Below are 25,410 nucleotides of genomic sequence, written 5' to 3'. Positions count from 1 at the left end.
GAATTTCAAAGGCAGTGAACTAGGATGGCATGGCGTCGGCGTGATTTTTTACAAGCTTTGGGGTTGACCTGTGGTGCCCTGGGGTTTTCTTCGTTTTTACGGCCATCTGATCTCAAACAATCTGCCCAGGCTCTCAGTCAATTTCGGGGTCGCAAGATCGCGTTGCTCATCGGCATCGATCAATATGGTCAAGGGCCTAATTTGGGGGGGTGTCAGCAGGATCTAAAAATCCAGAAACATTTGCTGGAATCACGTTTTGGTTTTGCGGCGACGGACATCGTCACTCTCCGTAATGATCAAGCCAGTGGCAGCGGTATTTTTACAACGTTTCAAACAGACCTGAAGACAAAAGTGAAACCGGAGGATCTGGTTTTTGTGCATTTCAGCGGCTATGGTACTCGCTTAGTCACAGACCCAACGGATCCAGAACCAATACCAGCCCTGGTGCTCCCGGGGAAATCTGGCCCTGAGGCGATCGCCCTGAGCACTTTTCAAGCCTTAATCCAAGATCTCAATCCAGCCCAAGGAATTCTCGTCTTGGATACCAGTTTTGATCCTGGCTCCCGACCCCCGGCCCCCTATTGGCGACCCCGCACTTATCCGGATGAAACGGCGATCGCCCCCATTGTTGCCCCCGAAACCACCACTGTCAAATCAAATTCTAGTTTTGCGTTAGGACGATCAGCTTTGATTCAACTGTGGGCTGCCACCGAGGGCGTTACCCCAGAAGTGCAAATTAATGGTGTGATGACGGGACTGTTTACGGCGGCCCTTGGGCAATATCTCTCCGCCTATGACCCGATGGTCACCGTCACTACGGCCCAGACAAACCTTGCTGTGCGTTTACCCAAGGATGAGACGCAACCGGCAACAATGACCTTTTTGGGTACCAAAACCGCGCCCCTCTATGGCACTCTCCCCAGCGATACGTTGCCAGCGACGGGTCAGATCTTTAGCCAAAATCCCACGGGGTTAGAAGTCTATTTGGGGGGCTTTGAACCGGAAATTTTGCAGGCGATCGCCCCCGGTAGTGAATTGACAATTCGTACCGAAACAGCGCCGATTCTCCAACTCAGCGGCAAAGCAGGGGTTTTCGGCCAAGGGAAATCTTCTACGCAGAATGTCACCGTTGGCACAGCAATCCAAGAAACGAAACGCCATCTGCCCCGCAACCTCGCCTTAAAAATTGCCCTGGCTGAGGATCTCAGTCGCATCGAACGGGTGGATGCCACGAGTGCTTTTGCAAGTCTGACCAACATCGCCAGCGTCAGTAACCCCCAAGATTGGGTGGATTATGTTTTTGATGAAGCCTATCAATTGACCACCGTCCCTGGCAAAATTGTCCCCGGAGTGGTGCCAGCAAGCGATACCAACGAAGCGATCAAATCTTCAGTCAATCGACTCCTCCCCCGCCTAGAACAATTATTAGCCTTAAAATGGCTCCGGTTGTTGGTCAATGAAACCAGTACCCAACTGCCTTTGAAAGTAACGGTCCAACGTCTGGATCGTTTTTCGACCCTGCTGACGGCAAAAACAACACCCTTTAGCCTGGGGCAGTCGAAGAGCAATCCTAATCCTCAACCGACGTTTACGGTGGGAGAAAAGGGGCAATATCAATTGGAAAATACGGGAACGCAACCTCTATTTTGTCTAGGTTTTGCCCAAAGCCCGAAACAAGAATTACTGCTCCTGACTGCTAAAGAAGGTCTCAAGATCCCCCCAGAAACCGCAACCAGCCCCCTAGAATTAACGGCGCTACGTCCCTTGGGAGTGTGGACAATTTATTGGATCATTGGCGATCGCCCCTTTGAAAATTTCCAAGACCAGGCCACCCAACTTTTTGGGGATTTAGAGACCATTCCCCAGAAGCTAGAAAAATCCCTGCCTCTCATCCAAGGCCTCCTCAGTGATTTGCAAGTGGTTCCCCCAGAAGGCACAGAACCCAACAAAGAAAATTATGTTTTCTCCACGACCCAGTGGGCGGGTTTGTGCTTTACCTACACCGTTGTGGAAACGGAGGCGTCATCCTAATTTTGGCGCTTGGCATAATTAAAAAAAATCAAATCAAACAATAAAAAACCCCAAGACAAAACCCTGGGGTCAAAAATTATTGTTTTTTTAAGTTGAAGGATTGGGTCTTGGTGTGGGTATTTTCCGCAGCCCAAACTCGCCAGGTGAATGATTTTTATTTTGAATTAAAGGCCGGGGAGGTTGAGGCCACTGGTTAGCTCTTCCATCCGGGTGCGCATGGTTTCGGTGGATTTGGTATAGGCATCGGTCAGTGCTTCAGAAACGGCAGCCGAAAGTTCCTCTGCGCCCTTGGCGATCGCCTCTGGGGAAATTTCTACGCCCCGTGGTTCCTGGTTACCGCTGAGAATCACTTTTACAGAACCGTCGGCATTGGTACCTTCAATGTCCATCGCTTCGAGCTCTTCTTGGAGTTTTTTCGCCCCTTCCTGTACCTTTTGGGCTTGCTGGAATGCGGCGGCCAGCTCTTTCATTTTCCCGAGTCCAAATCCTTGTGGCATAGTCTTTACAAAATAATAATGTTCGTGATTGTCTCGTCTAGATTAGACCCCTAGGGCATCTAATCCGTAACCTATCTTAATATCTCCCGGCACCATTTGACGTTTTCAGGGGAGTTTCTGCCGGGGCTTAGGAAAAATCCCCCAGAATTTTCACTTCGGGTTTGAGTAAAACCTGCCAGCTCTGCTCCACCTGGGCTTGGACGTGTTGAATTAGTTGAAAAATGTCCATGGCCTTCGCCCCGCCACAATTGACAATAAAATTAGCATGGCGTTCGGCCACCTGGGCTCCGCCAATTTGATACCCTTTCAATCCTGTTTGTTCAATTAAATGGCCCGCCGCCTGGGGATAGGGATTGCGGAAAACACTGCCACAACTGGGTAAATGGTAAGGCTGGGTCGATTTGCGCATCCGGAGATTCCGATTGGTTTCTGCCCGTACCGCTGCTTTATCAAAACCGGGTTCCAGTTGAAAAGCGGCTTCGAGCACCAGGCGATCGCTCCCTTGGAGATTAGACGTACGGTAACGGTAATCGAGATCCGTCGGTTGGAGTTGATGGATTGTCCCGTCGGGATCAAGCACCTTGAGCCACAACAACTGATCGGCAACACAACCTTGGTGAGCGCCGGCATTCATCACTACACTCCCGCCAACACTCCCCGGAATCCCTACGGCCCACTCCAAACCTTTCCAACCCCGTTTCGCTGCATTCCAAGCAAGGCGAGCAATGGGTTCCCCCGCACTGGCTACGAGAATACCGTCGTCTTCTTGGGCATGGTAATAGCGCAATTTTTTGGTGTTGATGGTGAGACCAGGAATGCCTTTATCACTAATCAAAAGGTTAGAACCGGCCCCCAGAATAGTGAGGGGAAATCCCGATAAATGCTTGAGATACCATTCAAAACAGGCTTCTGTTTCCGCCAGATTGCTGGGTTCTGCATAAAATTCTGCCTGTCCCCCAACCCGAAAGGAGGTGTAGTGAGCCAAGGGAACTTGGGCTTGAATCAGGCTAGTGCCGTCGCCTAGGGTTGTCGCAGGAGCAGCAATCTGGGAACGGGAGGGGGAGCAAACCATGGCGTATTTCCGGGTCTAGGGGGCAAAGGTCAAAAGCACTTAGTCTGGGGCAGAACATTGGGTCAACGGCGCTTGGGGCAGCGCAGGGTCGCCATTGGCAGACAGTTGAGCCAAGAGGCTTGGGATAGTTTGGTTGAGATTCCCGGCTCCCAGAAACAGTATCAGATCCCCCGTTTGCAGTTGCGGTGCTAACCATGTGGGTAGGCTTTGGAGATCTGGGTAATAGGCAACGTCACCATCTTGTTGATGGGCGATCGCCTGCTGTAGGGCTTCACCTGTAAGGTTATCTACATTTTTCTCCCCTGCGCTATAAATATCAGTAATTATGGTCACATCTGCGTTTTTGAAAGCTTTTGCAAATTCATCGAAGAAAGCTTGGGTACGGCTGTACCGATGGGGTTGAAAGATTGCCACAACGCGCCGCCCTTGACCAGCCCGGAGCCGAGCAGCCTGGAGAGTCACTTCAATTTCACTGGGGTGGTGGGCGTAGTCATCAATGAGGGTAATGCCCTGGTATTGACCGCGAATTTCAAACCGTCGCTTTGCCCCTTGGAAAGAAGCTAAAGCTTCGGCAATGGGCTCAAAGGGCACACCACAGCACCGGGCGGCGGCGATCGCCCCCAGGGCATTACTCAGGTTGTGGGCACCCAGCAGGGCTAGATTAATTTCTCCGAGGCGATCGCCCCGTTCCCAAATGGTTGCCCGGGTCGAGGTGGCACCGTAGTGAATATCCGTCGCCCAATAATCAGCTTGTTCAAGATTCTGTAACCCATAGCCCACCTGATAGGGCACGGCCCCCGTGGCGATGGTGGGACAGTCCACGCAGGCAATCAGGCGATCGCACTGCTGGGCAAAGGTTTGAAAAATTTCTACCACCTGATCCAGCGATTGATAATGATCCGGGTGATCCAATTCAATATTTGTGACAACCCCTAACTGGGGACGGAGCTTTACCAAGGTGCCGTCCGATTCGTCGGCCTCAGCTACCAAATAATTACCTTGGCCGAGGCGAGCATTGCCATCCCAAGCATCCACTTCACCCCCGACAATGATAGTCGGGTCAACGCCGGCCACCAGAAAGATATAGCCAATTAAACTACTGGTCGTCGTTTTGCCGTGGGTTCCCCCTACTGCCACACTGTCATATTCGGCGACGAGGGCAGACAAAACATCAGACCGATGAAAAATGTGACAGCCTAGGGATTGGGCCGCTTGAAATTCTGGATTTTCTTGGCCAATAGCCGTTGAGCAAATGACCTGGGGTAAACCGTTGTGATGTTCAATGGCATCGGACTCCCCCCCAAAGGCCTGTAAATTTTCTTTGACTTGCTGACTGAAAATATGGGCACCCACTGCCGCCAAGCGTTCTGTAATGTGACTGGTGCGTTGGTCAGAGCCAGAGACGGGTAACTTTTTCTGGGCCAAGACATAGGCAAGGGCAGACATCCCAATCCCGCCAATGCCAATGAAATGGAATGGCTTTCCGTTTAGATCTACTGCTTTCAAAGATCCCTCCCCTCACACGTTCTATCGCTGGTATGGGTAACGATAGATAACAGAACACATTTAAGTATGCAATATTACCGGACATTTACAAGTAAATCATTCCGCAGAAACATCCCTAGGGGCGATCGCCTTTTGGGGTCTAGCCAATCGATCTAGAGGCGTAGCACCGAAGTCTTAATTCCCAAATCAATTCGGCAGTTTCCCGAAATTCGGGGATCGAATTGTGCAGTCTTTGATATGATTGGGGTCATCAAATGAAAACTTTTATTGCAATTTAATCTTTAATAGAGGGCAAGACGCGGTGATTAGAGTAGCGATTAATGGATTTGGACGTATTGGACGCAACTTCTTGAGATGTTGGGCTGGTCGCGAAAACAGCCAACTCCAAGTCGTTGGGATCAATGCGACCACCGATACCAAAAGTAATGCCCACATGCTTCGTTATGACACGATGCTGGGTAAATTTGATGGCGAAATCGATTATGACGCCAACTCTCTGACTGTCAACGGCAACGTAATCAAATGCTGTTCCGACAGAAACCCCCTCAACCTCCCTTGGAAAGAGTGGGGCGTCGATTTGGTGATCGAATCTACCGGTGTATTCAACACCGAAGAAGGATCTTCTAAGCACATTACAGCTGGTGCACAAAAAGTATTGATCACAGCCCCTGGTAAAGGCGGCCATATCGGCACCTATGTAGTTGGTGTAAACGCCGATCAGTATGGCCACGACAAACAAAATGTCATCAGTAATGCCAGCTGTACCACCAACTGCCTCGCCCCCATTGTTAAAGTACTCAATGATCGTTTTGGGATCGTCAAAGGGACGATGACCACCGTCCACAGTTACACTGGCGACCAACGTATTCTCGACAATAGCCACCGGGATCTCCGTCGGGCGCGGGCAGCCGCAGAAAATATTGTGCCGACTTCTACTGGCGCAGCTAAAGCCGTTGCCTTAGTTATTCCCGAAATGAAGGGTAAGCTCAACGGCATCGCCATGCGGGTACCGACTCCCAATGTCTCCGTAGTTGACCTGGTTGCCCAAGTAGCGAAGCCCACCATTGCTGAGGAAGTTAACCAAGTTTTGAAAGAAGCTTCTGAAACCTACATGAAAGGGATTTTGGCTTACACCGAAGAACCCCTCGTCTCCTGTGACTTCCGGGGAACTGATGTTTCTTCCACCATTGACGGTAGCCTCACCCTCGCCATGGATGGTGACTTGATTAAAGTTGTGGCTTGGTACGACAACGAGTGGGGTTATTCTCAACGGGTTGTTGACCTTGCAGAAATCGTTGCCCAAAATTGGCAAGGGTAATTTTCCAAAACGATATGCGCCATGTCTGATCTGACATTGATGTTGAACTGGGATTTGATATTTAGTCAGGTAGGGCAAGTTACAAGTCAATAGTAAAAAAAGGTGGTACGCAGCCACCTCTTTTTTTGCTAACTAAACTTCGAATAAGTTTTCAAATTCATGGCGTAGGGCCTGAAGATTGGCAATGCGGGCCACCACCAGATAGGGTTCTTGGGGAGTATCGGGTAATTCCTGTTCACAACGGCGTACCACCGCTTCTTGTTTGAGCCAAAAGTGAACCATGGTTTCGACGACCTCGTCCCAATTCCAATGGGGCTTTTTGGGAATGGTGTCTAGGGCCTGGATAAAGCTATCTAAAGTACAACGATGGGCAGCGAGATAGGCTTTGGGACGCTGGGGGTCTAGTTCGTATTGCTGTTGGTAGTTAAAAAAAGTAAGCAGGGGGGTCACCCCAAGCAGATCGAAAGCGTAAGTCATTTTTTTGCACACTCCAAACGCGTAACCAGGGGAAAAGTCAGTCCACAGCATCCTCAGGCTGGGACTGTCCCGTACATTAGAGGCGATCGCCACAGAACAGGAGAGTGGGAGGGAAAGCGCTCGTCCCTATGGTTGAGGTATAGGGACTGTTACTGATCTAGTTTAAGGAAAATCCCCCCTCAAAGGGTTATCTGCAAACTTTTTGCAATATTTAGCAGTTTCTAGAGGAGAGTGCTAATTTTGGACTGATTTACAAGTATTTGTTGAGCAATAAGGCAAGTTTCTCCTTGGTGCTAGCTGGGACTTGGTCGAGGGGAGTGAGAATCGCATATTTAAGGGCATCATGGGCAGCGGACTGGGGAGGATTTGCCGCTAGTTTTTCGACGACAGCCCGGATCACTTTTTGGGCATTGGTGGCATTTTTGTGGAGATTGCCAATGACCATTTCAACGGTGACACTGTCATGGTCGGGGTGCCAACAGTCGTAATCGGTCACGAGGGCGAGGGTTGCATAGGCGATTTCTGCTTCCCGGGCCAGTTTTGCTTCCTGAAGGTTGGTCATGCCAATGATGCTGGCGTCCCAACCGCGGTAAAGATTGGATTCGGCTTTGGTAGAAAAGGCCGGGCCTTCCATGCAAACATAGGTGCCGCCCTGATGGAGATCAACGCCTTCTAAGTTTAAGGATGCCACTGCATCACCGAGAATCTTCGCCAACTGAGGACAAATAGGATCACCAAAGGCAATGTGGGCGACGATCCCGTCTCCAAAAAAGGTGTCAGTGCGGTGACGGGTGCGGTCAATAAATTGATCGGGAATGACCATGTCCACGGGTTTGATATGACCCTGGAGAGAACCCACAGCCGAGGCAGAAATAATGTATGCAACGCCGAGGGATTTGAGGGCGTAGATATTCGCTTGAAATGGAAGCTCTGTGGGGAGGAGATGGTGATGGCGGCCATGGCGGGGGAGGAAGACAACAGGGGTGCCGTCGAGGGTGCCGCTGATGAGGCGATCGCTAGGGGCACCAAAGGGGGTTTCAACGGTAATTTCTTCGATGTCTTGGAGGGCGTCCATTTTGTAGAGACCGCTACCGCCGATGATGCCAATTTTAATGTCTGCCATGGTGACTCGCTGTTAGATTTGCCTTGATTTGCTACAACATTATCTTGTATCAAAACCAGCTTGAAATTCCATGTTGCAATTTTTTCGGACGATTCTCATTACTGTGGTGGCGATCGCCTTTATGTGGTTCCCCGGTGAGGCGGCGATCGCCCTGGGTGGCCCCCAACCCGAACTTAACCAGCTCGCCCCAGAATTCACGCTTTTGGGCAATGACGGCGAGGGGGAAATTCAAGAATTCTCCCTCCAAGACTACCGGGGCCAATGGGTCGTACTTTACTTCTATCCTCAGGATTTCACTCCTGGCTGTACCCTCGAAGCTCGCCGTTTCCAACAGGATCTCCCTAAATACCTAGAACGTAATGTGCAGGTGCTAGGGGTCAGTGTTGACGATGTCGATTCCCACGAAGCTTTTTGTGATGCCGAAGGCTTAAAGTTTCCCCTCCTGGCCGATAGTACCGGGGATGTGAGTAAACAGTACGGTTCCTACTTGACAGGCTATTCCCTGCGCCATACCTACCTCATTGATCCAGAAGGGATTTTGCGCAAAATTTATCTAGGAGTAAATCCCGCGATCCATAGCCAAGAAGTCCTCACAGACCTTGATTCCTTGATGGCAAATTCCTCAGCCCAGCTTCCCCCAATGGGTTAAAATCGACAACGATTGTAAAGTTTGTCCACACCGTTGTTTTAAAAGAAGATTCCTCCATGATTCACGATATTTTCATGCCCGCCCTCAGTTCTACGATGACCGAAGGTAAAATCGTCTCTTGGACTAAGTCCCCGGGAGATAAAGTCGCTAAAGGTGAAACCGTTGTCGTGGTGGAATCTGACAAAGCCGATATGGACGTTGAGTCTTTTAATGAAGGGTTTCTCGCAGCGATTATCGTTGATGCGGGGGAAGAAGCACCAGTGGGTTCGGCGATCGCCCTTATTGCTGAAACCGAAGCAGAAATTCCAGAAGCCAAACAAAAAGCCGCGACTCTGAAAGGGGGGAGTAGTGCTCCTGCCGCTAATCCTGCGCCTGCACCCGCCCCTGCTGCACCTAGTCCAGAACCGGCTCCCGTTGTGGCAGCCCCTGCGCCTACACCTGCAACCCCGACCCCCGCACCAGTGGTCAACGATGGCAGAATTATTGCTTCTCCGAGGGCGAAAAAACTCGCCAAAGAATTTGGCGTTGATCTTAAAACAGTGCCTGGTTCTGGCCCCCACGGTCGAATTGTCGCCGAAGATGTCGAAAAAGCCGCTGGTAAAGCACCTACTATTGCCCCTGCTGCCGTATCAACTCCAGCGCCGACAACCAGTAAGCCTGCCGCCCCAGCGCCAGCTCCCGTCGCTGTCACTCCTGGTGAAGTTGTCCCGCTGAATACGTTGCAACAGGCGGTTGTGCGAAATATGAATGCCAGCCTGAATGTACCCACCTTCCATGTGTCCTATGACATCACGACCGATGCCCTAGATGCCCTCTACAAGCAAATTAAGAGTAAGGGCGTCACCATGACAGGTCTATTGGCGAAGGCCGTGGCTGTGACCCTCCAGAAACATCCAGTGGTTAATGCCAGCTTTGGGGATAATGCGATCCAATACAGCAGTGGTATTAATGTGGCGGTGGCTGTTGCGATGCCCGATGGCGGCCTGATTACCCCTGTGCTGCAAAATGCCGATCAAATGGATATCTACTCCCTTTCCCGCAAGTGGAAAGATTTGGTAGACCGGGCGCGCCTCAAGCAACTGCAGCCCGATGAGTACAGCACTGGCACCTTTACCCTCTCTAACCTAGGGATGTTTGGGGTCAGCAGTTTTGATGCGATTTTGCCCCCTGGTCAAGGTTCTATTTTGGCGATTGGGGGTGCTCAAGCTAAAGTCGTTGCGACGCCCGACGGTTTATTTGGTGTGAAAAAACAAATGACCGTCAATATCACTTGCGACCACCGCATTATTTATGGTGCTGATGCGGCGGCATTCCTTAAGGATCTAGCTGACTTGATTGAAAATAACACGCACAGTCTGACCCTTTAGGTTCATCTCGTTGCTCCTTGGGATTTTCCTCAAATACGCAATAAAACATGATCTATGGCTCCCCGGTCTGGGGAGTTTTTTATTGCAAAAGTCAATGAACACTTTTAGAGACAATAAAAAAGACAACCTCATTATGGTTGTCTTCGGTACTTCATTTTGCGAATTTTAGATAAAAAAGACGATTTAAATAAAGTCGATCAATCGTGTTTTAGTTAACGGTTTTACCACCACCCCAAGCAACACCACGCACCTGGGCTTGAACGAGGACATAACCGGAAACATTTTGCAAATCCTCTTCGTTGAGGTTACGCATGCTACTCCAGATGTCGGCACGGACGGTATTGGGGTGTAACTGAGATAGGTCTAATTCACCATCGTAGGAGGTGGGATTTTTGAGATAGTCCACCATGGCCAGGATATTATCGCGGCGGGGTTCTGCCCCTTCTAGATCGACTAGAGAAAGGGTTACGTTGGGGTTGCTCTTGGTCCGGCCGCTGTTGTGGCAGGTGGAACAGGTGTTGATAAAGATCCGCTCTCCTTTGGCAACCTGCTGGTCACTGAGGACGACCGTTTCGGTTTCATTGAGGTTGACGGTGCGGTCTACTTCCCGGAGGGCGGTGGCATTGGCAGCGCCGACATTGAGTTGCCAAAATAGTAAAACGAATGCGCTAATCCCGAAAATAAATTTTTTGAGTGGGTCGATCCCCAGAATTTTATTCATGTTTTTCCTCAATACAGCAATAACGTAAATAAATCTATCTCCACCTATTTAACTGTGAAGGCAGACCTACAGGCAAGAATTTATCAAGGCTGTAAGTAAATGTGCTTATCTTTGTTTATTTAAATTTGCGTTGCCAACGGCACCAGTCAGCCAGGGCAACTAACCATACATATCATGCCATTGGCGTGAATTTTTCTTATAAATCCGTAAAGAACAGCAATATTTCACCCTGCATTTCACTATTTGCCTAGGGGTTACCCCGGAGAATGTTGGCGATCGCCACTGCACATTGGGGATCAGTGCCAAAGGGTTGACCAAGCTGAATTGTCATGGTGGGGTTGGCCTGGGCGAAGGTTTTCATCTGGGCGGCGATCGCCTTTGGGATTTTGCCGGAAAAAAGAAAATAGGGAACCAAGTGAATCGTTGTTGCGGTCGTCTCTTGGAGCTGTGCAAGTCTTTGGTCTAAAGAGGGTTCTGTGGCCCAGTAGGCGGTGCTAGCGTTGAGGGCCTGGGCGAGCTTTTCGATTTCGGGATTCGCGCCGGTGCGACGGCTACCATGGGCGATCAAAATACGTTGGGCCGTAGAATTTTCGGCAAACTGTCGCTCTAGGAACGGGGCAAGGCGGGCATCTTTACCGAGGTAATCGAGTTGTTGAAACTTTACTTGGGGAAATTGGGACTGCAGTTGGGCGATCGCCTCTGGGAGATCTTCCCGGACATGGACACCGGGCAAGAGAAATAGAGGCAGAATTTGCACTTCAGCGGGTTCTGGGGCGTGATCCCGGAGGAACTGGGCGATCGCCGCCGTTAGAGACACCTCGCTACATTCTAAATAGGCCCCAAGCACCGGATGATCCACCTGGGCTTTCACCTGGGCGATCAGGGTTTGAAATTCCCGTCGATAACTGTCACTAAAACTGCCATGGACGACCACCACCGATAACCGCTGCATGAATTTTTTGTCCCGTCTATTGTTTCTGTTTGGTGATTATAGAAAAGTTAGCGCCAAATTTCTGGGTCGTAGTTGTGGCGGGATTGGCTTCGGCGTAGGATAAAACGAGGAAAAACTGTGGGAGTCATTAAACTGTGCAATGTCCTAAATGTCGCGATGTTGAGCTTGGGGATCAGCTTCTATCTGGGGAGCTGACCAGTTGTCATTGTGAAAAATGTGAAGGAGATTGGCTCCCTGGCGATCGCTACCAAACCTGGCAAAATAGCCAACGAAAACCACAGCGCCTCAATACCCAACTGTCCCTTCCAGAAACCGTGATCCCCGGTGAAACAGACAATAAAGCGGCCCTCTGTCCCGAATGCCGCCGCTATTTATCGCGGGTAAAAATCCCCGTCGATCAACCTTTTTACTTAGAGCGTTGCCCCGAATGTAATGGCTTCTGGTGCGATCGCCAAGAATGGGAAATTTTAGAAAAACTCCAACTCCACACTAGCCTCGAATATATTTTTACCGCCGAATGGCAACACAAAGTCCGGGAACAACAGCACAACATCAGCGAACGACAGGCCTTGATCCAGAAACTTGGGCCGACCCTCGCCACCGATGTTTTCGACCTGGGCGAAAAACTAGCGGCCCACAACAATGGCGATTTTGCCGTGGCTTACCTGGCCCGTCAAGTTACCGAAAATCAGACTAATCAAAGTCAATCACGCTAATTGCTAAATGTCACAGCCCCATCGCATCCTTGCAATTCGTTAAGGCTGCCCGGAAGAACGGAAAGGCGATCGCTATGATTTAAAGAGAAAGCCAAGCTTACCCAAGGCTTTTGGAGACTCCACAGCGGCAAAATATTTCCATTTATATGTCTTATCCCCTCTACATCGCGTTTATTTGGCATCAGCATCAACCCCTCTACAAAGCACCGGACGGTCAATATCATCTCCCCTGGGTGCGGCTCCACGGCACTAAAGATTACCTAGATTTGATTTTGCTGCTCGAAAAATATCCGCGCCTCCACCAAACTGTGAATTTGGTACCTTCCTTGATGATGCAGTTGGAAGATTATGCCGAAGGCAAGGCCCTTGACCCCTATCTAAAGCTGGCCCTCACCCCCGTCACAGACCTCAACAGTGACCAAAAATGGTACATCTTGGAGCATTTCTTTGATGGCAACCACCGCACCTTAGTCGATCCCCATCCCCGCTACCGGGAGCTGTACACCGAGCGCCAGGACAACGGCAAAGCCTGGTGCCTAGAAAATTGGGACGAACAAAAATTTAGTGATCTCTTGGCTTGGCATAATTTAGCCTGGATTGATCCCCTCTTCTGGGATGACCCGGAGATCGCTGCCTGGCTCGAAAAAGATCGCGGCTTTACTTTAGGCGATCGCCAACGCATTTATTCCAAACAACGGGAAATTATTAAGCGGATTATCCCCAAACACAAACAAATGCAGGACAACGGGCAACTGGAGGTGACCACCACCCCCTACACCCACCCGATTTTGCCCCTGCTCGCAGATACTAATTCTGGCCGCGTCGCCGTCCCCAAGATGGAACTGCCCCAGGAGCGCTTCCAGTGGTCAGAAGATATTCCCCGCCACCTCAACCGCGCCAAGGAAATGTACCGGGAACGTTTTGGCCGAGAAGTACGGGGTCTGTGGCCATCGGAGCAATCTGTCAGCCCGGAAGTGCTTAACCCCATCGCCGCCGCTGGCTTTAAGTGGATCTGTTCCGACGAAGCGGTGTTGGGTTGGAGCCTGAAACATTTCTTCCATCGGGACGAAGTGGGCAATGTCTACGAACCGGAAAAAATGTATCGCCCCTATCGCCTCGAAACAGACCATGGAGATCTCGCCATTGTCTTCCGGGATCACCGTCTGTCGGATCTGGTGGGCTTTACCTACAGTGGTATGGACTCAGAACAGGCCGCCTGCGATCTGGTCGGTCACCTAGAGGCGATCGCCCGGAGCTTGCGACACCACCAAAAAGAAGGCCAAACTGCCCTCCAAGAACCACACCTTGTAACCATCGCCCTCGACGGTGAAAACTGCTGGGAATTCTACGAAAAAGACGGCATCCCTTTCCTGACGTCCCTCTACGAAAAACTGAGCGCCAATCGCCAACTCGAACTCGTCACGGTCTCCGAATTTATCGAGCAATTTCCCCCCACCGAAACCATTCCTAGCCACAAACTCCATAGTGGTTCCTGGGTTGATGGGAGCTTTACCACCTGGATTGGAGACCCTGCTAAAAATCGCGCCTGGGATATGCTCACCAAAGCCCGCCACCTGCTGGCCACCCACCCCGAAGCGACAGAAATTACCAACCCCGAAGCCTGGGAATCCCTCTATGCTGCCGAAGGCTCAGACTGGTTTTGGTGGTTTGGGGAAGGTCACTCCTCTAACCAAGACGCCATGTTTGACCAACTCTTTCGGGAACACGTCGCTGGGATCTACAAAGCCCTAAACGAACCGATTCCGCCGGAAGTGCTCCAACCCATTGAAGACCACACCCGCCACCGGGAGCACCTCCCCGAAAGCTTTATTCACCCGATCATTGATGGTATCGGCGACGAACAGGATTGGGATAAAGCTGGTTGCATCGAAATTGGCGGTGCCCGGGGTACCATGCACCAAAGCAGCGCCCTGCAACGACTCTTTTACGGTTGGGATCATCTTAATTTTTATTTGCGCTTTGACCTCAAGCGAGGCATCAAATGGGGCGAAGAACTTCCGGCAGAACTCCATCTCCTCTGGTTCTATCCAGGGGTAAACTGCGCCATTAGCCCAGCTCCCATCGCCAGTATGCCCGACCAGGCTCCCCTAAATTATCTCTTCCGGCACCACATCGGCATTAATCTCTTAACCCAATCTATCTGGTTTGAAGAAGCCAGTGACTATGGCCAGTGGCGGCCCCGGGGTGCCCATGCCAAAATGGCTTACCGAGAATGTTTAGAATTGTCTGTGCCGTGGGATGTACTGCAGATTAAACCGGACTATACGCTCAATTTAGTAGCAATTTTGGCCGATGATGGTGAGTACCATAGTTTTGTGCCGGAAAATCGCTTTGTTACCCTCCAAGTGCCTTAAGCCATTTTCTCAGGATAAAACTTAGCTCGCCGATAACCGTTGCACCGCTGCCCCTCCTAGTAAATCATGGGCTTCCTGGAGGTACTGGAGAATGTGTTTGCGGTGGGGACTGAGGCGTAATACGTTGCGTAGATCTACCTCCGTTAAGCGGTCGGCTTTTTGGCCAGGGAACCAGTGGCCGCCGTTGCCCATCAGGTTGTAGCGGGCTTTGCCGTATTCAATCATGTCGTAGGCGATCGCCAAATTTCTGAGCCAAAGAATGACGGGGATATTAATCTGGTGCGGGGTTTGGTCGTAGGTCGGCAGGCCCACTTGCCAGGTCTTGGCCCAATCTTCCCCTAGGGAGGCGATCGCCTGATTTTCCAGTCGCGCGAGAATATCTGGCAAAATTTCATCGGCCCGCCCCAGCAGAGGGAGGGTTTCTAGGTGCTGATCAAAATCTGACGGACGCGCCGCCCCCACACTCAAAGTATGGATCTGGGGATGGGACAAACAAAATAAATCGTTAAACACCATTGGATGCAACGGCTTGCAGAGATCGACTAATTTTTGGGGCGGATTATAAAGATGTCCCCCCTTGTCCGACGGGCTAATGATAAATACCCCCATATCCTGCTGTGTTGCTGCTTCGATGGCCCGCCAATTGTCCTGATTAATCCAATACCAGTGTAGATTCACATAATCCATCGCCCCCGTTTCGATGGTTTTCACAATCAGATCCGTCGAACCATGGGTCGAAAAACCGATGTGACGAATCCGTCCCGCCCGCTGCAATTCCTGGGCGACTTCTAGACAACCCCGTTCAAAGGTGAACTTAAATATTTCCTCGTTATTAATGCCGTGGATACCAAATAAATCCACATAATCCAGTTGCAAATAATTGAGGGATTTTTCAATTTCGCGCCGAAATGCCTGGGGATCAGCCTTTGGGGAAACCTTTGTTTGGATAATGAGATCTTCTCGTTTAAATTGCGATAAGACCCACCCAAGTTGCATTTCTGACGTGCCGTACCCCCGTGCCGTTTCGATGTGGTTAATGCCCAGATCAAGCGATCGCCGAATCGTTGCCGCTAGATTTTTTTGGCTATCAGCAGGAATTTTCGCGGGGTCTTGATCCTGCCACTTGAACTGATAGCGCATCCCGCCACAGGAAAAAACAGGCATTTGCAGTTCGGTGCGACCAAAGCGACGATATTGCATAGATCTCAAGCGTATTTCTTAACTTCTATTGGGAGGTATTCAAAAAAAACATTATAACGAAGAAAAATCTCGCCCTTAAGCAGCAAAGGCTTTTCTGCCTCTGGCAAAACAAAACGCGCCTATTTAAACTCAACTGATCAAAGCAACAAACCATCGGTTCTTAAGACATCGCCCCCAGTCTTGTTGGTCTTTGTTATACTATTGCTGCTGTTTAAGCATTATGGGGGGAGTAACGGCAAAAATTACGCAGAGGTCTTATCTCTAATCTCTAAGACTCATTTACACTCTGCTGAAATAATGAATATAATGCTTGCGAAATCGTTTTAAATAGCTTCTACAAATATTTTTTCGAGTTTATGACGACACAAACGCCTACTTCTATTTATGATTTTTCAGTAAAAACAATTGATGGTACGCTAGTCAAACTAGAGGTCTATCAAGGTAAGGTTTTGTTGATAGTCAACACAGCCAGCCAGTGTGGATTCACGCCCCAATATAAAGGGTTACAAGCTCTATATGAACAGTATGCAGAAAAAGATTTTATGGTGCTAGGTTTTCCCTGCAATCAATTTGGGCAACAGGAACCTGGTAATTCCGAGGAAATACAATCCTTTTGTGAGACCGGCTTTGGCGTTTCTTTTCCGCTCTTTCAAAAAATTGATGTGAATGGCAGCAACGCCCATCCTTTGTATCAGTATTTAACCCAAGAAGCACCAGGGATTTTGGGCACAAAAAATGTTAAGTGGAACTTCACCAAATTTCTCGTGGATCGCAAGGGTAAGGTGGTAAAGCGCTATCCGCCGACCGTAACTCCAAAGGCGATCACCCAAGATATCCTGAAAGTCTTTAAGACTCAGCCTGACTATCAACTCTATGAGTATGAATGTGAGTATGAAAAAGCCTACGATGCTGCAAAAGAATATTTAAGAAAAAATCCAGAAGATTACCAAGCTAGAGAAGCAATGGTAAAAGCAGGACGAGAATATTACGCTCGTTCAAGAGAAGGAAGACAGCCTACTATTTATGATGAACAGGCAATCAACAATGATTTGATAGCAATTATCGGCAAGTAATACAAAAGCTAAAAGTTAAGATAACTCCACTCAGTAAATAAAAAATCCCCCAACTTTAATCACGACGTGGGGGATATTTATTAGCCCAATGGCGAAAGTTTAATCGATTTCAATGGTTGTGGGCGCACCATCTTCAGTCTTTGTTTCACGATTGCCCCCTGTTTCTTGGCGGAACTCGCGATAAAGGCGATCGCGCCACTCAAAAAACGGCGCATATTCCGCATTATCCCCCAAGCCCGGAATACCCTTACCTTTGAGGTAGTCAGGGATATCAAAATAGTTCCCCTCAGGAAATTTGAGCAAAATACTCAGGGCGGCCACGGAAAAATCCGCCAAAGTTGGTTGGTCGCCGATTAAATAGGGTTGTTGCTGGACAAGCAAGGTTAACGCTTCGAGATCCTGCCTCAGACCCCGCTGGGCTTCTTTAACTGCATCACCACCAAGGCCAACACCCGCCCCAAAGAAATCTAAAACATCCCCCGGCACAGCCCCCAGAAGATTTTTAAAGAGATCAGGCACCTGCTTCGGCACAATGGAGGTGCGGAAGTTAGGGTTTTGGTTGAGGGCACCAATGAAGGCTTTTCGACCTTTCAAGCCAATGGACTCATCGGCCCATTCTTCCATGATCAAACATTGGGCCCGTTGCACTGGAGCGGTAGGAATAATCGGTTTTTCGGGATATTTGCGGTCAAGGTAAAAAGCAATTTCTGTGGAGTCACTGATTACCGTATCGCCATCTTTGAGGACAGGCACTTGACGCTGACCCGACATTTTATACACGTCCAGTTGACCGATACCGGGGGTCACTTCGATTTTTTTGTACTCTAAACCCTTGTAATCGAGGATTAAGCGGACTTTTTCCGAAAACTGGGATAGTTCAAATTGGTATAACGCCAACATAGGGGTTCGCCTTGATGATTGAGTAGGTAAATCACTCACACCTTACAAAACTTCACAACAAATTGCCATGGGAACTTGTGGCACAATAAAGCAGAACAGTTGTATGGAAAGTCAACGATGACCATTAACCTCGTAAATCTTGTGGGCCGGGCCGGTGGGGATCCGGAAGTGCGCTATTTCGAGTCGGGTAGTGTGCTGTGTAATTTGACTTTAGCGGTAAATCGTCCCACCAGCCGGACGGATCAGCCGGATTGGTTTAACTTAGAGATTTGGGGAAAAACAGCAGAGGTAGCCGCTAATTATGTAAAAAAAGGCAGTCTGCTCGGTATCCAAGGCACTTTAAAGATTGAGACTTTCACGAATCGCAATGGCCACGAATCGTCTAAGCCAGTAATTCGGGTTAATCGTCTAGATTTGCTGGGTTCTAAGCGGGATGTGGATCCCAATGCGGTAGATAGTTATAACAACTACGGGTAAACACCCTCCGCCTGCGGCACTTTCCTTGAGGGACGCCCCTCTAACTCTCCTTAAGGGAGGCACCCCTCTAACTCCCCTCAAGGGGAGAATTAAACCCTCCGCCAGCGGTACCTCCCTCCAGGGAGGATATTTTTTAGAGGCCTTGGGGGATCGCGGCGATGAGTTGTTTGGTGTAGTCCTGTTGGGGATTGCGGTAAATTTGGTCAGCCGTACCCACTTCCTCGATTTTGCCTTTGTTCATCACAATAATGCGATCGCCCATAAATTTCACAACGCTGAGATCGTGGGAAATAAAAATATAGGTCAGTTGAAATTCCGCTTGTAGTTCCTTAAGCAGATTTAACACTTGGGCCTGAACAGACACATCCAGGGCCGATACGGATTCATCGCAGATAATAAATTGGGGTTCAATGGCTAAGGCCCGTGCAATACAGACCCGTTGCCGTTGGCCACCTGATAGTTCGTGGGGATAGCGGTTCACCCAATCGGGATTGAGGCCCACCCGCTCTAACAGATATTGCACTCGCTCAAGGCGTTTTTTCTTGTCCCGCTTGATATTGTGAATGATTAACGGTTCGGCGATCGCCCGGCCAATGGTCATGCGGGGATTGAGGGAATTGTAAGGATTTTGGAAGACAATTTGCATCTCCCGGCGCAGTTGTCGGAGGCGTTTACTCCGGGCTGGGAGTTGGGCAATATTTTCGCCCCGAAACCAAATGTCGCCACTGAGGGGTTGAATCAGTCGCAAAATGGCCCGGGCCAGGGTGGATTTGCCGCACCCGGATTCGCCTACTAGACCGAGGGTTTCCCCCGGATAGAGATCAAAGGAAACATTATTAACGGCCATGAAATACCGTTGTCCCGTCAAAAGAAAATTGCGACTGGGATAACCCACCTGGAGCTTTTGCACAGATAGGAGCGGTTTTTGTTTAATCAGGTCTTCAAGACGTTTTTTATCGGCCTCTAGGGAGACTTCTGCCAGTAAATTCAAATCCGGCTGTCGCTCTTGGATCACGACGGTTTGGGTGTCGGGATCGGTTTCAACACTCATGTAATCAGCAACGGTCGGCAGCAGGACTAATTTTTGATCAAGGCGGGGCCGACAGGCCAGTAATCCTTTGGTATAGGGATGTTGAGGCGCTTTAAAAATCCGTTCGATGGGGCCTTGCTCAACAATTTTCCCCCGGTACATCACCGCCACTTCGTCAACAAGTTCCGCAATTACCCCCAAATCGTGGGTAATGAAAATTAGAGACATTTGCCGGGCCTGACAGAGATCCCGCAACAGTTGCAAAATCGTCGCTTGCACAGTCACATCGAGGGCGGTGGTGGGTTCGTCCGCAATTAGTAGCGTCGGATTAGAGGCGATCGCCATGGCAATCATCACCCGTTGCAGTTGGCCCCCGGACAGTTCGTGGGGATAGCGTTTCATCACCTCGGCGGGCAGTTGCACTTCCTGGAGTCGGGCGATCGCCTGTTGGCGGGCCTGGGCTGGGGTGACATTTTGGTGCAATAAAATTGCTTCGGTAAGCTGAAACTCCACGTTATAAACGGGATTAAGGGAACTCATCGGTTCCTGGAAAATCATCGCAATCTCACCGCCGCGATAGGTACGCCGCTCCCATTCCGGCAAACTTTGGAGATCAAGGGGTTCTGTGTCTGGGGTCGCCTTAAAGAAAATTTCGCCCCCGGTGACGCGGCCTGGTTTTTGGATCAGCCCCATCAGCGCAAGGGATGTGACCGATTTGCCGGAGCCGGATTCCCCCACGATGCCGAGGGTCTGGCCCCGTTTAAGCTGAAAGCTAATTTGATCAACCGCGAGATTGGTTTGATTTTCGCTGGTGAAGGCCACCTGCAGTTGACGGACATCGAGAACCAGATCACTCATGGGGGCAGTTTTTTTACTAGACTCAGGCAGAGAAATTTATAGAAAAATTTATGTTGATTGTAGCGTTAGGGGGTTTTTGGGTGGCGATCGCCGAGGGCTTTGCGGGCTTCCTCTCGGTCATCGAAGTGAATTTTTTCGGTGCCCAAAATTTGATAGTCTTCATGGCCTTTCCCAGCGATGAGAACCCCGTCCCCCGGTTGGGCCTCTAAAATTGCCCGTTGAATTGCCGTGGCCCGGTCTGCTTCCACGAGAAACTGGATATTTTCGGGAATCCCTTCCACCACATCGGCCAAAATTTGCTTGGGGTCTTCCGTGCGCGGATTATCTGAGGTGACCACGGCCCAATCGGATTGTGTTGCAGCGATTTTTCCCATCAAAGATCTTTTGGTGCGATCGCGATCGCCACCGCAACCAAACACACAGATCATTTTTTTCGCGATAAAAGGCCGGGAGGCTTTCAGGAGATTTTCTAAACTGTCGGGGGTGTGGGCATAGTCAACGATGACGCTAATGTCTTGATCCTCAGCCACAATCACCCGTTCCATGCGCCCCGGCACCCCTTGGAATTGCGGCAGACAGGTAATCATCTGGTTTAAATCCAAACCCAAGGCCAGACCTGCACCGATGGCGGCCATCACATTTTCGAGATTAAACTGACCGACTAGGGGTGACGTGAATTCTACCGTGCCCATGGGCGTTTTTAGGCGGCCCTCAACCCCCGTTGCGGTGTAGATCAGGCGATCCATGTAAAGATCCGCTGCGGCATCTTGGAGGCTATAACCCCAGGCTTTTTCACCGAGTTTGTGGGCGAGGCGATCGCCATAGGGATTATCCAAATTCACCACTGCCCTGCCGTGGCAATATTCCTCGTTAAAAAGCAGGGCTTTCGCCTGGAAATAGTCCTCCATCGTCGGATGGTAATCCAGGTGATCCTGGGTGAGATTGGTGAAAACGGCCACATCAAATTGACAACCCTTAACGCGATTTTGGTGCAGCGCATGGGAACTCACTTCCATCACCGCGTGGGTATTGCCCGCTTCGAGGGCTGCCGCAAAGTTTTTCTGGAGATCGATGGCGAAGGGAGTCGTGTGGGTGGCAATTTTTTCGTAGCCGGGCCAGCGGGTGTAGAGGGTACCGATGAGGGCCGTGGGCTGTTGGGCGGCTTGGAGGAAATATTCAATTAAGTGGCTGGTGGTGGTTTTGCCGTTCGTCCCCGTCACCCCAACCAGTTTTAAACTTGCAGTGGGTTTTTCGTAGAAAAGGTTGGCAATTTCAGCACAGGCGATCACAGGGTCAGCAACGGGAATGACGCATTCGCCCTTGGTCGCGGGAAATTTTTCGAGGGCCTCTGGACTGACCACAGCGGCGATCGCCCCGGCTTCGATAGCCCCTTGCCAAAATTCGCCTCCATCGACGCGGGTACCGGGCAAACCAATGAACAGATCCCCAGGCATCACGGCTTGGGAGTTGCTCGCCAATCCTTTGACGACCTGCTGGAGCATCGGGTGATCCGGCAGGGATTCAATGGCCGATACCTGTTTTAAAAGTGCGCCTAGCTGCATCATTTGCCTCCAAATCCTGGGATTTTCCCGATTTTAGTCTGTGCTCAGGGAAATTTTGTCATCTCAGTAGCAGTTTAGCTCAATTTTTCGTTGGACTAACGCGGTATTTAGTGGGTCAAGAAAGGTTTAGCGAGATAGTAACTGGCAATGGTTTTGGCATCGAGGCGATCGCCATTATGGATTTTCGCTTCCAACTCCTCTGGACTCAACAAAAGCACCTCAATATCCTCGTCGACGTCCTGGGCTGGAGGAGTGGCTAATTTTTCTAAATCCGTCGCCAAAAAAGCATAGATCCACTCGTCAGAATAGCCTGGGCAAAGGGGGAATTTCCCCAGCGATCGCCAATTTTTTGCGGCGTAACCCGCTTCTTCTGGTAGTTCCCGTTGCACCGTGCTGAGGGGGTCTTCCTCGGTTTCAATCGTTCCCGCCGGAAATTCGATAATCCGCCCTTGGAGCGCAAAGCGATATTGCCGTACCACCACCAACTGACCCTCATTGGTCACAGGCACCACCAACGCGCCCCCCGGATGACGGATCGCCCCATAATCACCAACGGCCCCATTGGGTAACCGCAGACGATTCACTTCGTAGGCAAATTTCGAGCCACTGTACATCAAGAGAGGTTTAATCACCTCAGGCAGTTCATTGTGGGAAACCATGGGAAAAATTACAGGATAAAGAATAGGAAAAGAGGAGCCGGAATCGGGGCGATCGCCTTAAAAATTGGTATGATTAAATATTCTGAGTTTTGATGTTGGCGTTTATATCATAATTTTTTGAAGCAAAACAGACCGCTTGTACTAAAGCTTAGCGAGTCCCCCCGTCATTATCCAGTCTTTTTCCCCTGATTCAAGCAGAGTCCCTATGAAACTCCCCATTATTGCCGTGATCGGTCGTCCCAACGTGGGCAAATCTACCCTCGTCAACCGCATTGCTGGCGATCAACAGGCGATCGTCCATGACCAGCCCGGCATTACCCGCGATCGCACCTATCGGCCTGGTTTTTGGCAAGACCGCAATTTTCAGATTGTCGATACGGGCGGGATTGTTTTCGATGACCACGAAGAATTTTTACCTTTAATCCGCGAACAAGCGGCGATTGCCCTTGCCGAAGCAGCCGTGGCCCTTTTTGTGGTGGATGGCCAAGCCGGATTAAATGCCGCCGACCAAGAAATTGCCGACTGGTTGCGCCAACAAAATGTCCCTGTTGTCCTGGCCGTGAACAAATGCGAATCCCTCGAACAGGGCTATACCCAAGCAGCTGAATTTTGGGAGCTGGGCATGGAAGAACCTTTCCCCATCTCGGCGATCCATGGCAGTGGCACCGGCGATCTTTTAGACAAAGTGATCGAATACCTCCCCACGATCACCGATGTCGAAGAAGATACCACCATTAACGTCGCGATCATTGGCCGCCCCAACGTCGGTAAATCGAGTCTGCTCAATGCCCTCACCGGAGAACAACGGGCGATCGTCAGTCCGATTTCTGGGACGACTCGCGATGCCATTGACACAATCATCGAACGCAACGGCCAACAATATCGTCTCATTGATACCGCTGGCATCCGCCGGAAAAAAAACGTGGATTATGGGGCCGAATTTTTTAGCATTAACCGTGCCTTTAAAGCGATTCGTCGGGCGGATGTAGTACTTTTTGTGATTGATGTTTTAGATGGGGTGACCGAACAGGATCTCAAACTAGCGGGTCGGATCATTGACGAAGGCCGGGCGGTGATCATCGTTGCCAACAAGTGGGATGCTGTCGAGAAGGATACCTACACAATCAACCAATACCGCAAAGAGTTGCAAGCGCGTCTATTTTTCATGGAATGGGCCGAAATGCTCTTCATTAGCGCCCAGACTGGTCAGCGGGTGAATAAAATCCTGGATTTAGTTGATCAAGCCGCCGAATCTCACCGTCGCCGCGTTTCTACCGCCGTGATTAATGAGGTGATCCAAGAAGCGGTTTCCTGGCATTCTCCCCCCACCAGTCGCCAAGGAAAACAGGGCCGGATTTACTATGGCACCCAGGTGCGCAGTCAGCCGCCGACAATTTCTCTGTTTGTTAATGACCCCAAACGGTTTAACGATAGCTACCGCCGCTATATCGAGAAGCAATTTCGTCAGGATCTCGGTTTTGCGGGCACGCCGATCCGTTTGGTTTGGCGCGGTAAACGGGTGCGGGATGCAGAACGGGGCACCCCCAACCGAGCTACAAAGGTTTAGCGCAGACGATACACTGAAGGGCATCTTTGTCTGGGACACTAGGCTCTATGTCTTCTGAAAAAATGTCGTCATCGTCACCCCCCTATGATCTGATCGTGGTAGGGGCCACTGGTTTTGTGGGCCAAATTATTTGCCGCTATCTTTGTGACCATGCCGAACGTGAATCGTTTACTTGGGCGATCGCCGGCCGTTCAGCCGAAAAATTAGACCAACTCAAAGCATCCCTGGGTGTCCCAGGGGAGACCTTAGCAACCTTTGTTGTTGATGTGTTTGATCAAGGGGCAGTGACGGCCCTCTGCGAGCAAACGAAGGTGATCCTCACAACGGTCGGCCCCTACAGTCTTTATGGAGAAACGCTGGTGCAGGCCTGTGCCACAACGGGAACCGATTATTGCGATCTGACCGGGGAAGTCCAGTGGGTCAAAAAGATGGTGACTAAATATGAGGCGATCGCCCAACAATCGGGAGCGCGGATCGTTCATTGTTGCGGCTTTGATTCGGTGCCGTCTGACCTTGGGGTGTATTTTTTGCAACAGCGGGCTTTAGAACAATTCGGAGAACCCTGTCGCCAAATTAAGATGCGCGTTAAGGCGGCCCAGGGAGGCATTTCTGGGGGGACGGCGGCCAGTGGCGTAAATCTGATCAAAGAGGCGATCGCCGACCCAGAGATCAAAGCGCTGTTGGCTAATCCCTATGCCCTCTGCCCCAAAGCCCCCAATCCCCAGCACCCAGCTCCCCTAATCCCGGTACAAATCGACCACACTTTCGGCGAATGGGTGACGCCCTTTATTATGGCAGCGGTGAATACCCCCATCGTGCTACGCTCCAATGCCCTACAAAATTGGGCCTATGGAGAGCAGTTCCAGTACGACGAAGGGCTGCTTACGGGGATCAGTGTTGGGGGTTGGTTGAAAGCCCAGGGTCTAAGCCTATTACTTAAAATCCTGGGAGGAACTGCGGCGATCGCCCCTAGCATCGTCGAAAAAATTGTCCCGGCCCCCGGCGAAGGGCCTTCCCCTAGCCAACAGGAAGCCGGTTTTTATGATCTGCGCTTTTGGGGCATTACTACTTCGGGTGAAGTTCTTATGGCAAAAGTCACTGGCGATCGCGATCCGGGCTATGGTTCCACCGCAAAAATTATCGCCCAAGCGGGACTCTGTTTAGCCAAAGATCATCTATCCCGATCCGGTGGCTTCTGGACGCCAGCCACAGCCATGGGTGAACATCTTATCGAACGTCTCACTACCCACAGCGGTTTAACCTTCAGCCTCCTTTGAGTT

At 50.4% G+C, this 25,410-nt stretch carries 21 protein-coding genes and 1 pseudogene; 10 read left to right on the top strand and 12 right to left on the bottom strand.

Features of this window, described 5'->3' with window-relative positions; all coding sequences use genetic code 11:
• The first annotated feature begins 24 nt into the window (after nucleotides 1-24).
• Nucleotides 25-2,031 (top strand): caspase family protein, encoded by a 2,007-nt coding sequence (locus AACT35_RS10330; protein ID WP_099239871.1) that lies wholly within the window; start codon nucleotides 25-27, stop codon nucleotides 2,029-2,031.
• 164 nt (nucleotides 2,032-2,195) lie between these two features.
• Here AACT35_RS10330 and AACT35_RS10325 read toward each other — a convergent pair whose 3' ends face one another.
• From AACT35_RS10325 to murC, 3 genes are all read right to left on the bottom strand, one after another.
• A complete protein-coding gene (locus AACT35_RS10325) occupies nucleotides 2,196-2,528 on the bottom strand; it encodes a YbaB/EbfC family nucleoid-associated protein (RefSeq protein WP_012305742.1) in 333 nt (110 codons plus the stop codon).
• A 127-nt stretch (nucleotides 2,529-2,655) separates the two neighbouring features.
• Nucleotides 2,656-3,600, bottom strand: a complete 945-nt coding sequence (gene murB / locus AACT35_RS10320) for a UDP-N-acetylmuramate dehydrogenase (RefSeq protein ID WP_065715718.1) — start codon at nucleotides 3,598-3,600, stop codon at nucleotides 2,656-2,658.
• Nucleotides 3,601-3,639: 39 nt separating this feature from the next.
• Nucleotides 3,640-5,106: a UDP-N-acetylmuramate--L-alanine ligase gene (gene murC / locus AACT35_RS10315; RefSeq protein ID WP_099239869.1), complete on the bottom strand. Its 1,467-nt coding sequence runs from the start codon at nucleotides 5,104-5,106 to the stop codon at nucleotides 3,640-3,642.
• 301 nt (nucleotides 5,107-5,407) lie between these two features.
• Here murC and AACT35_RS10310 point away from each other — a divergent pair, with 301 nt between their 5' ends.
• A complete protein-coding gene (locus AACT35_RS10310; RefSeq protein ID WP_012305745.1) occupies nucleotides 5,408-6,424 on the top strand; it encodes a type I glyceraldehyde-3-phosphate dehydrogenase in 1,017 nt (338 codons plus the stop codon).
• A 132-nt stretch (nucleotides 6,425-6,556) separates the two neighbouring features.
• Here AACT35_RS10310 and AACT35_RS10305 read toward each other — a convergent pair whose 3' ends face one another.
• Entirely contained in the window at nucleotides 6,557-6,901 is a 345-nt protein-coding gene (locus AACT35_RS10305) for a hypothetical protein (protein WP_030006743.1), read from the bottom strand.
• A 250-nt stretch (nucleotides 6,902-7,151) separates the two neighbouring features.
• Complete coding sequence (locus AACT35_RS10300) at nucleotides 7,152-8,024, bottom strand: S-methyl-5'-thioadenosine phosphorylase (RefSeq protein WP_099239867.1); 873 nt, start codon at nucleotides 8,022-8,024, stop codon at nucleotides 7,152-7,154.
• A 121-nt stretch (nucleotides 8,025-8,145) separates the two neighbouring features.
• Between AACT35_RS10300 and AACT35_RS10295 the strand changes: the two genes are divergently transcribed.
• Together AACT35_RS10295 and AACT35_RS10290 are read left to right on the top strand one after the other, a co-directional pair.
• Nucleotides 8,146-8,673 carry a peroxiredoxin gene (locus AACT35_RS10295; protein WP_315862016.1) on the top strand — a complete coding sequence of 176 codons (528 nt, stop codon included), beginning with the start codon at nucleotides 8,146-8,148 and terminating at the stop codon, nucleotides 8,671-8,673.
• Nucleotides 8,674-8,729: 56 nt separating this feature from the next.
• The gene (locus AACT35_RS10290) at nucleotides 8,730-10,040 is read left to right on the top strand and encodes a dihydrolipoamide acetyltransferase family protein (RefSeq protein WP_099239865.1); all 1,311 of its coding nucleotides are present in this window, start codon (nucleotides 8,730-8,732) and stop codon (nucleotides 10,038-10,040) included.
• A gap of 208 nt (nucleotides 10,041-10,248) precedes the next feature.
• On the opposite strand, the gene psbV is transcribed toward AACT35_RS10290, so the two are convergent.
• Nucleotides 10,249-10,761, bottom strand: coding sequence for a photosystem II cytochrome c-550 (psbV, locus tag AACT35_RS10285; protein WP_012305751.1), 513 nt, complete (start codon nucleotides 10,759-10,761; stop codon nucleotides 10,249-10,251).
• 247 nt (nucleotides 10,762-11,008) lie between these two features.
• Nucleotides 11,009-11,713, bottom strand: coding sequence for a sirohydrochlorin chelatase (locus tag AACT35_RS10280; protein ID WP_099239863.1), 705 nt, complete (start codon nucleotides 11,711-11,713; stop codon nucleotides 11,009-11,011).
• A 134-nt stretch (nucleotides 11,714-11,847) separates the two neighbouring features.
• Here AACT35_RS10280 and AACT35_RS10275 point away from each other — a divergent pair, with 134 nt between their 5' ends.
• Nucleotides 11,848-12,429, top strand: coding sequence for a zf-TFIIB domain-containing protein (locus tag AACT35_RS10275; RefSeq protein ID WP_012305753.1), 582 nt, complete (start codon nucleotides 11,848-11,850; stop codon nucleotides 12,427-12,429).
• A gap of 146 nt (nucleotides 12,430-12,575) precedes the next feature.
• Entirely contained in the window at nucleotides 12,576-14,804 is a 2,229-nt protein-coding gene (locus tag AACT35_RS10270; protein WP_099239861.1) for a glycoside hydrolase, read from the top strand.
• A gap of 21 nt (nucleotides 14,805-14,825) precedes the next feature.
• Here AACT35_RS10270 and AACT35_RS10265 read toward each other — a convergent pair whose 3' ends face one another.
• The gene (locus tag AACT35_RS10265; protein ID WP_099239858.1) at nucleotides 14,826-16,004 is read right to left on the bottom strand and encodes an aldo/keto reductase; all 1,179 of its coding nucleotides are present in this window, start codon (nucleotides 16,002-16,004) and stop codon (nucleotides 14,826-14,828) included.
• Nucleotides 16,005-16,360: 356 nt separating this feature from the next.
• Here AACT35_RS10265 and AACT35_RS10260 point away from each other — a divergent pair.
• Nucleotides 16,361-16,849 (top strand): annotated as a pseudogene (locus AACT35_RS10260) (glutathione peroxidase); the annotation flags it as partial.
• A gap of 327 nt (nucleotides 16,850-17,176) precedes the next feature.
• Here the strand turns inward: AACT35_RS10260 and AACT35_RS10255 are convergent.
• Nucleotides 17,177-17,977: a glutathione S-transferase gene (locus AACT35_RS10255; protein WP_030006735.1), complete on the bottom strand. Its 801-nt coding sequence runs from the start codon at nucleotides 17,975-17,977 to the stop codon at nucleotides 17,177-17,179.
• 117 nt (nucleotides 17,978-18,094) lie between these two features.
• Here AACT35_RS10255 and AACT35_RS10250 point away from each other — a divergent pair, with 117 nt between their 5' ends.
• Nucleotides 18,095-18,454 carry a single-stranded DNA-binding protein gene (locus AACT35_RS10250; RefSeq protein WP_065712871.1) on the top strand — a complete coding sequence of 120 codons (360 nt, stop codon included), beginning with the start codon at nucleotides 18,095-18,097 and terminating at the stop codon, nucleotides 18,452-18,454.
• A 133-nt stretch (nucleotides 18,455-18,587) separates the two neighbouring features.
• Here the strand turns inward: AACT35_RS10250 and AACT35_RS10245 are convergent, their stop codons facing one another.
• The 3 genes from AACT35_RS10245 to AACT35_RS10235 form a co-directional block, all read right to left on the bottom strand.
• On the bottom strand, nucleotides 18,588-20,342 hold the full coding sequence (locus AACT35_RS10245) for an ABC transporter ATP-binding protein (protein ID WP_099239854.1): 1,755 nt from the start codon (nucleotides 20,340-20,342) through the stop codon (nucleotides 18,588-18,590).
• Between the two features lie 65 nt (nucleotides 20,343-20,407).
• Entirely contained in the window at nucleotides 20,408-21,907 is a 1,500-nt protein-coding gene (locus tag AACT35_RS10240) for a UDP-N-acetylmuramoyl-L-alanyl-D-glutamate--2,6-diaminopimelate ligase (RefSeq protein WP_254048037.1), read from the bottom strand.
• A gap of 104 nt (nucleotides 21,908-22,011) precedes the next feature.
• Nucleotides 22,012-22,563: an NUDIX hydrolase gene (locus AACT35_RS10235; RefSeq protein ID WP_099239850.1), complete on the bottom strand. Its 552-nt coding sequence runs from the start codon at nucleotides 22,561-22,563 to the stop codon at nucleotides 22,012-22,014.
• A gap of 205 nt (nucleotides 22,564-22,768) precedes the next feature.
• On the opposite strand from AACT35_RS10235, the gene der reads away from it, so the two are divergent.
• On the top strand, nucleotides 22,769-24,130 hold the full coding sequence (gene der, locus AACT35_RS10230; protein ID WP_012305762.1) for a ribosome biogenesis GTPase Der: 1,362 nt from the start codon (nucleotides 22,769-22,771) through the stop codon (nucleotides 24,128-24,130).
• A 47-nt stretch (nucleotides 24,131-24,177) separates the two neighbouring features.
• Nucleotides 24,178-25,407: a saccharopine dehydrogenase family protein gene (locus tag AACT35_RS10225; RefSeq protein WP_099239848.1), complete on the top strand. Its 1,230-nt coding sequence runs from the start codon at nucleotides 24,178-24,180 to the stop codon at nucleotides 25,405-25,407.
• Nucleotides 25,408-25,410 lie beyond the last annotated feature (3 nt).

Source organism: Synechococcus sp. BDU 130192 (genome assembly GCF_963876085.1).
Classification (GTDB): Bacteria; Cyanobacteriota; Cyanobacteriia; order Cyanobacteriales; family MRBY01; genus MRBY01.
The sequence above is the reverse complement of the archived record's forward strand: the minus strand, read 5'-3'. Positions and strand labels throughout refer to the sequence as shown.

Excerpts from the sequence above, each read along its gene's own strand:
- AACT35_RS10330 (WP_099239871.1), top strand. The coding sequence starts at position 25 with ATGGCATGGCGTCGGCGTGATTTTTTACAAGCTTTGGGGTTGACCTGT.
- AACT35_RS10325 (WP_012305742.1), bottom strand. The coding sequence starts at position 2,528 with ATGCCACAAGGATTTGGACTCGGGAAAATGAAAGAGCTGGCCGCCGCA.
- murB (WP_065715718.1), bottom strand. The coding sequence starts at position 3,600 with ATGGTTTGCTCCCCCTCCCGTTCCCAGATTGCTGCTCCTGCGACAACC.
- AACT35_RS10305 (WP_030006743.1), bottom strand. The coding sequence starts at position 6,901 with ATGACTTACGCTTTCGATCTGCTTGGGGTGACCCCCCTGCTTACTTTT.
- AACT35_RS10300 (WP_099239867.1), bottom strand. The coding sequence starts at position 8,024 with ATGGCAGACATTAAAATTGGCATCATCGGCGGTAGCGGTCTCTACAAA.
- AACT35_RS10295 (WP_315862016.1), top strand. The coding sequence starts at position 8,146 with ATGTGGTTCCCCGGTGAGGCGGCGATCGCCCTGGGTGGCCCCCAACCC.
- AACT35_RS10290 (WP_099239865.1), top strand. The coding sequence starts at position 8,730 with ATGATTCACGATATTTTCATGCCCGCCCTCAGTTCTACGATGACCGAA.
- psbV (WP_012305751.1), bottom strand. The coding sequence starts at position 10,761 with ATGAATAAAATTCTGGGGATCGACCCACTCAAAAAATTTATTTTCGGG.
- AACT35_RS10280 (WP_099239863.1), bottom strand. The coding sequence starts at position 11,713 with ATGCAGCGGTTATCGGTGGTGGTCGTCCATGGCAGTTTTAGTGACAGT.
- AACT35_RS10270 (WP_099239861.1), top strand. The coding sequence starts at position 12,576 with ATGTCTTATCCCCTCTACATCGCGTTTATTTGGCATCAGCATCAACCC.
- AACT35_RS10265 (WP_099239858.1), bottom strand. The coding sequence starts at position 16,004 with ATGCAATATCGTCGCTTTGGTCGCACCGAACTGCAAATGCCTGTTTTT.
- AACT35_RS10255 (WP_030006735.1), bottom strand. The coding sequence starts at position 17,977 with ATGTTGGCGTTATACCAATTTGAACTATCCCAGTTTTCGGAAAAAGTC.
- AACT35_RS10250 (WP_065712871.1), top strand. The coding sequence starts at position 18,095 with ATGACCATTAACCTCGTAAATCTTGTGGGCCGGGCCGGTGGGGATCCG.
- AACT35_RS10245 (WP_099239854.1), bottom strand. The coding sequence starts at position 20,342 with ATGAGTGATCTGGTTCTCGATGTCCGTCAACTGCAGGTGGCCTTCACC.
- AACT35_RS10240 (WP_254048037.1), bottom strand. The coding sequence starts at position 21,907 with ATGATGCAGCTAGGCGCACTTTTAAAACAGGTATCGGCCATTGAATCC.
- AACT35_RS10235 (WP_099239850.1), bottom strand. The coding sequence starts at position 22,563 with ATGGTTTCCCACAATGAACTGCCTGAGGTGATTAAACCTCTCTTGATG.
- der (WP_012305762.1), top strand. The coding sequence starts at position 22,769 with ATGAAACTCCCCATTATTGCCGTGATCGGTCGTCCCAACGTGGGCAAA.
- AACT35_RS10225 (WP_099239848.1), top strand. The coding sequence starts at position 24,178 with ATGTCTTCTGAAAAAATGTCGTCATCGTCACCCCCCTATGATCTGATC.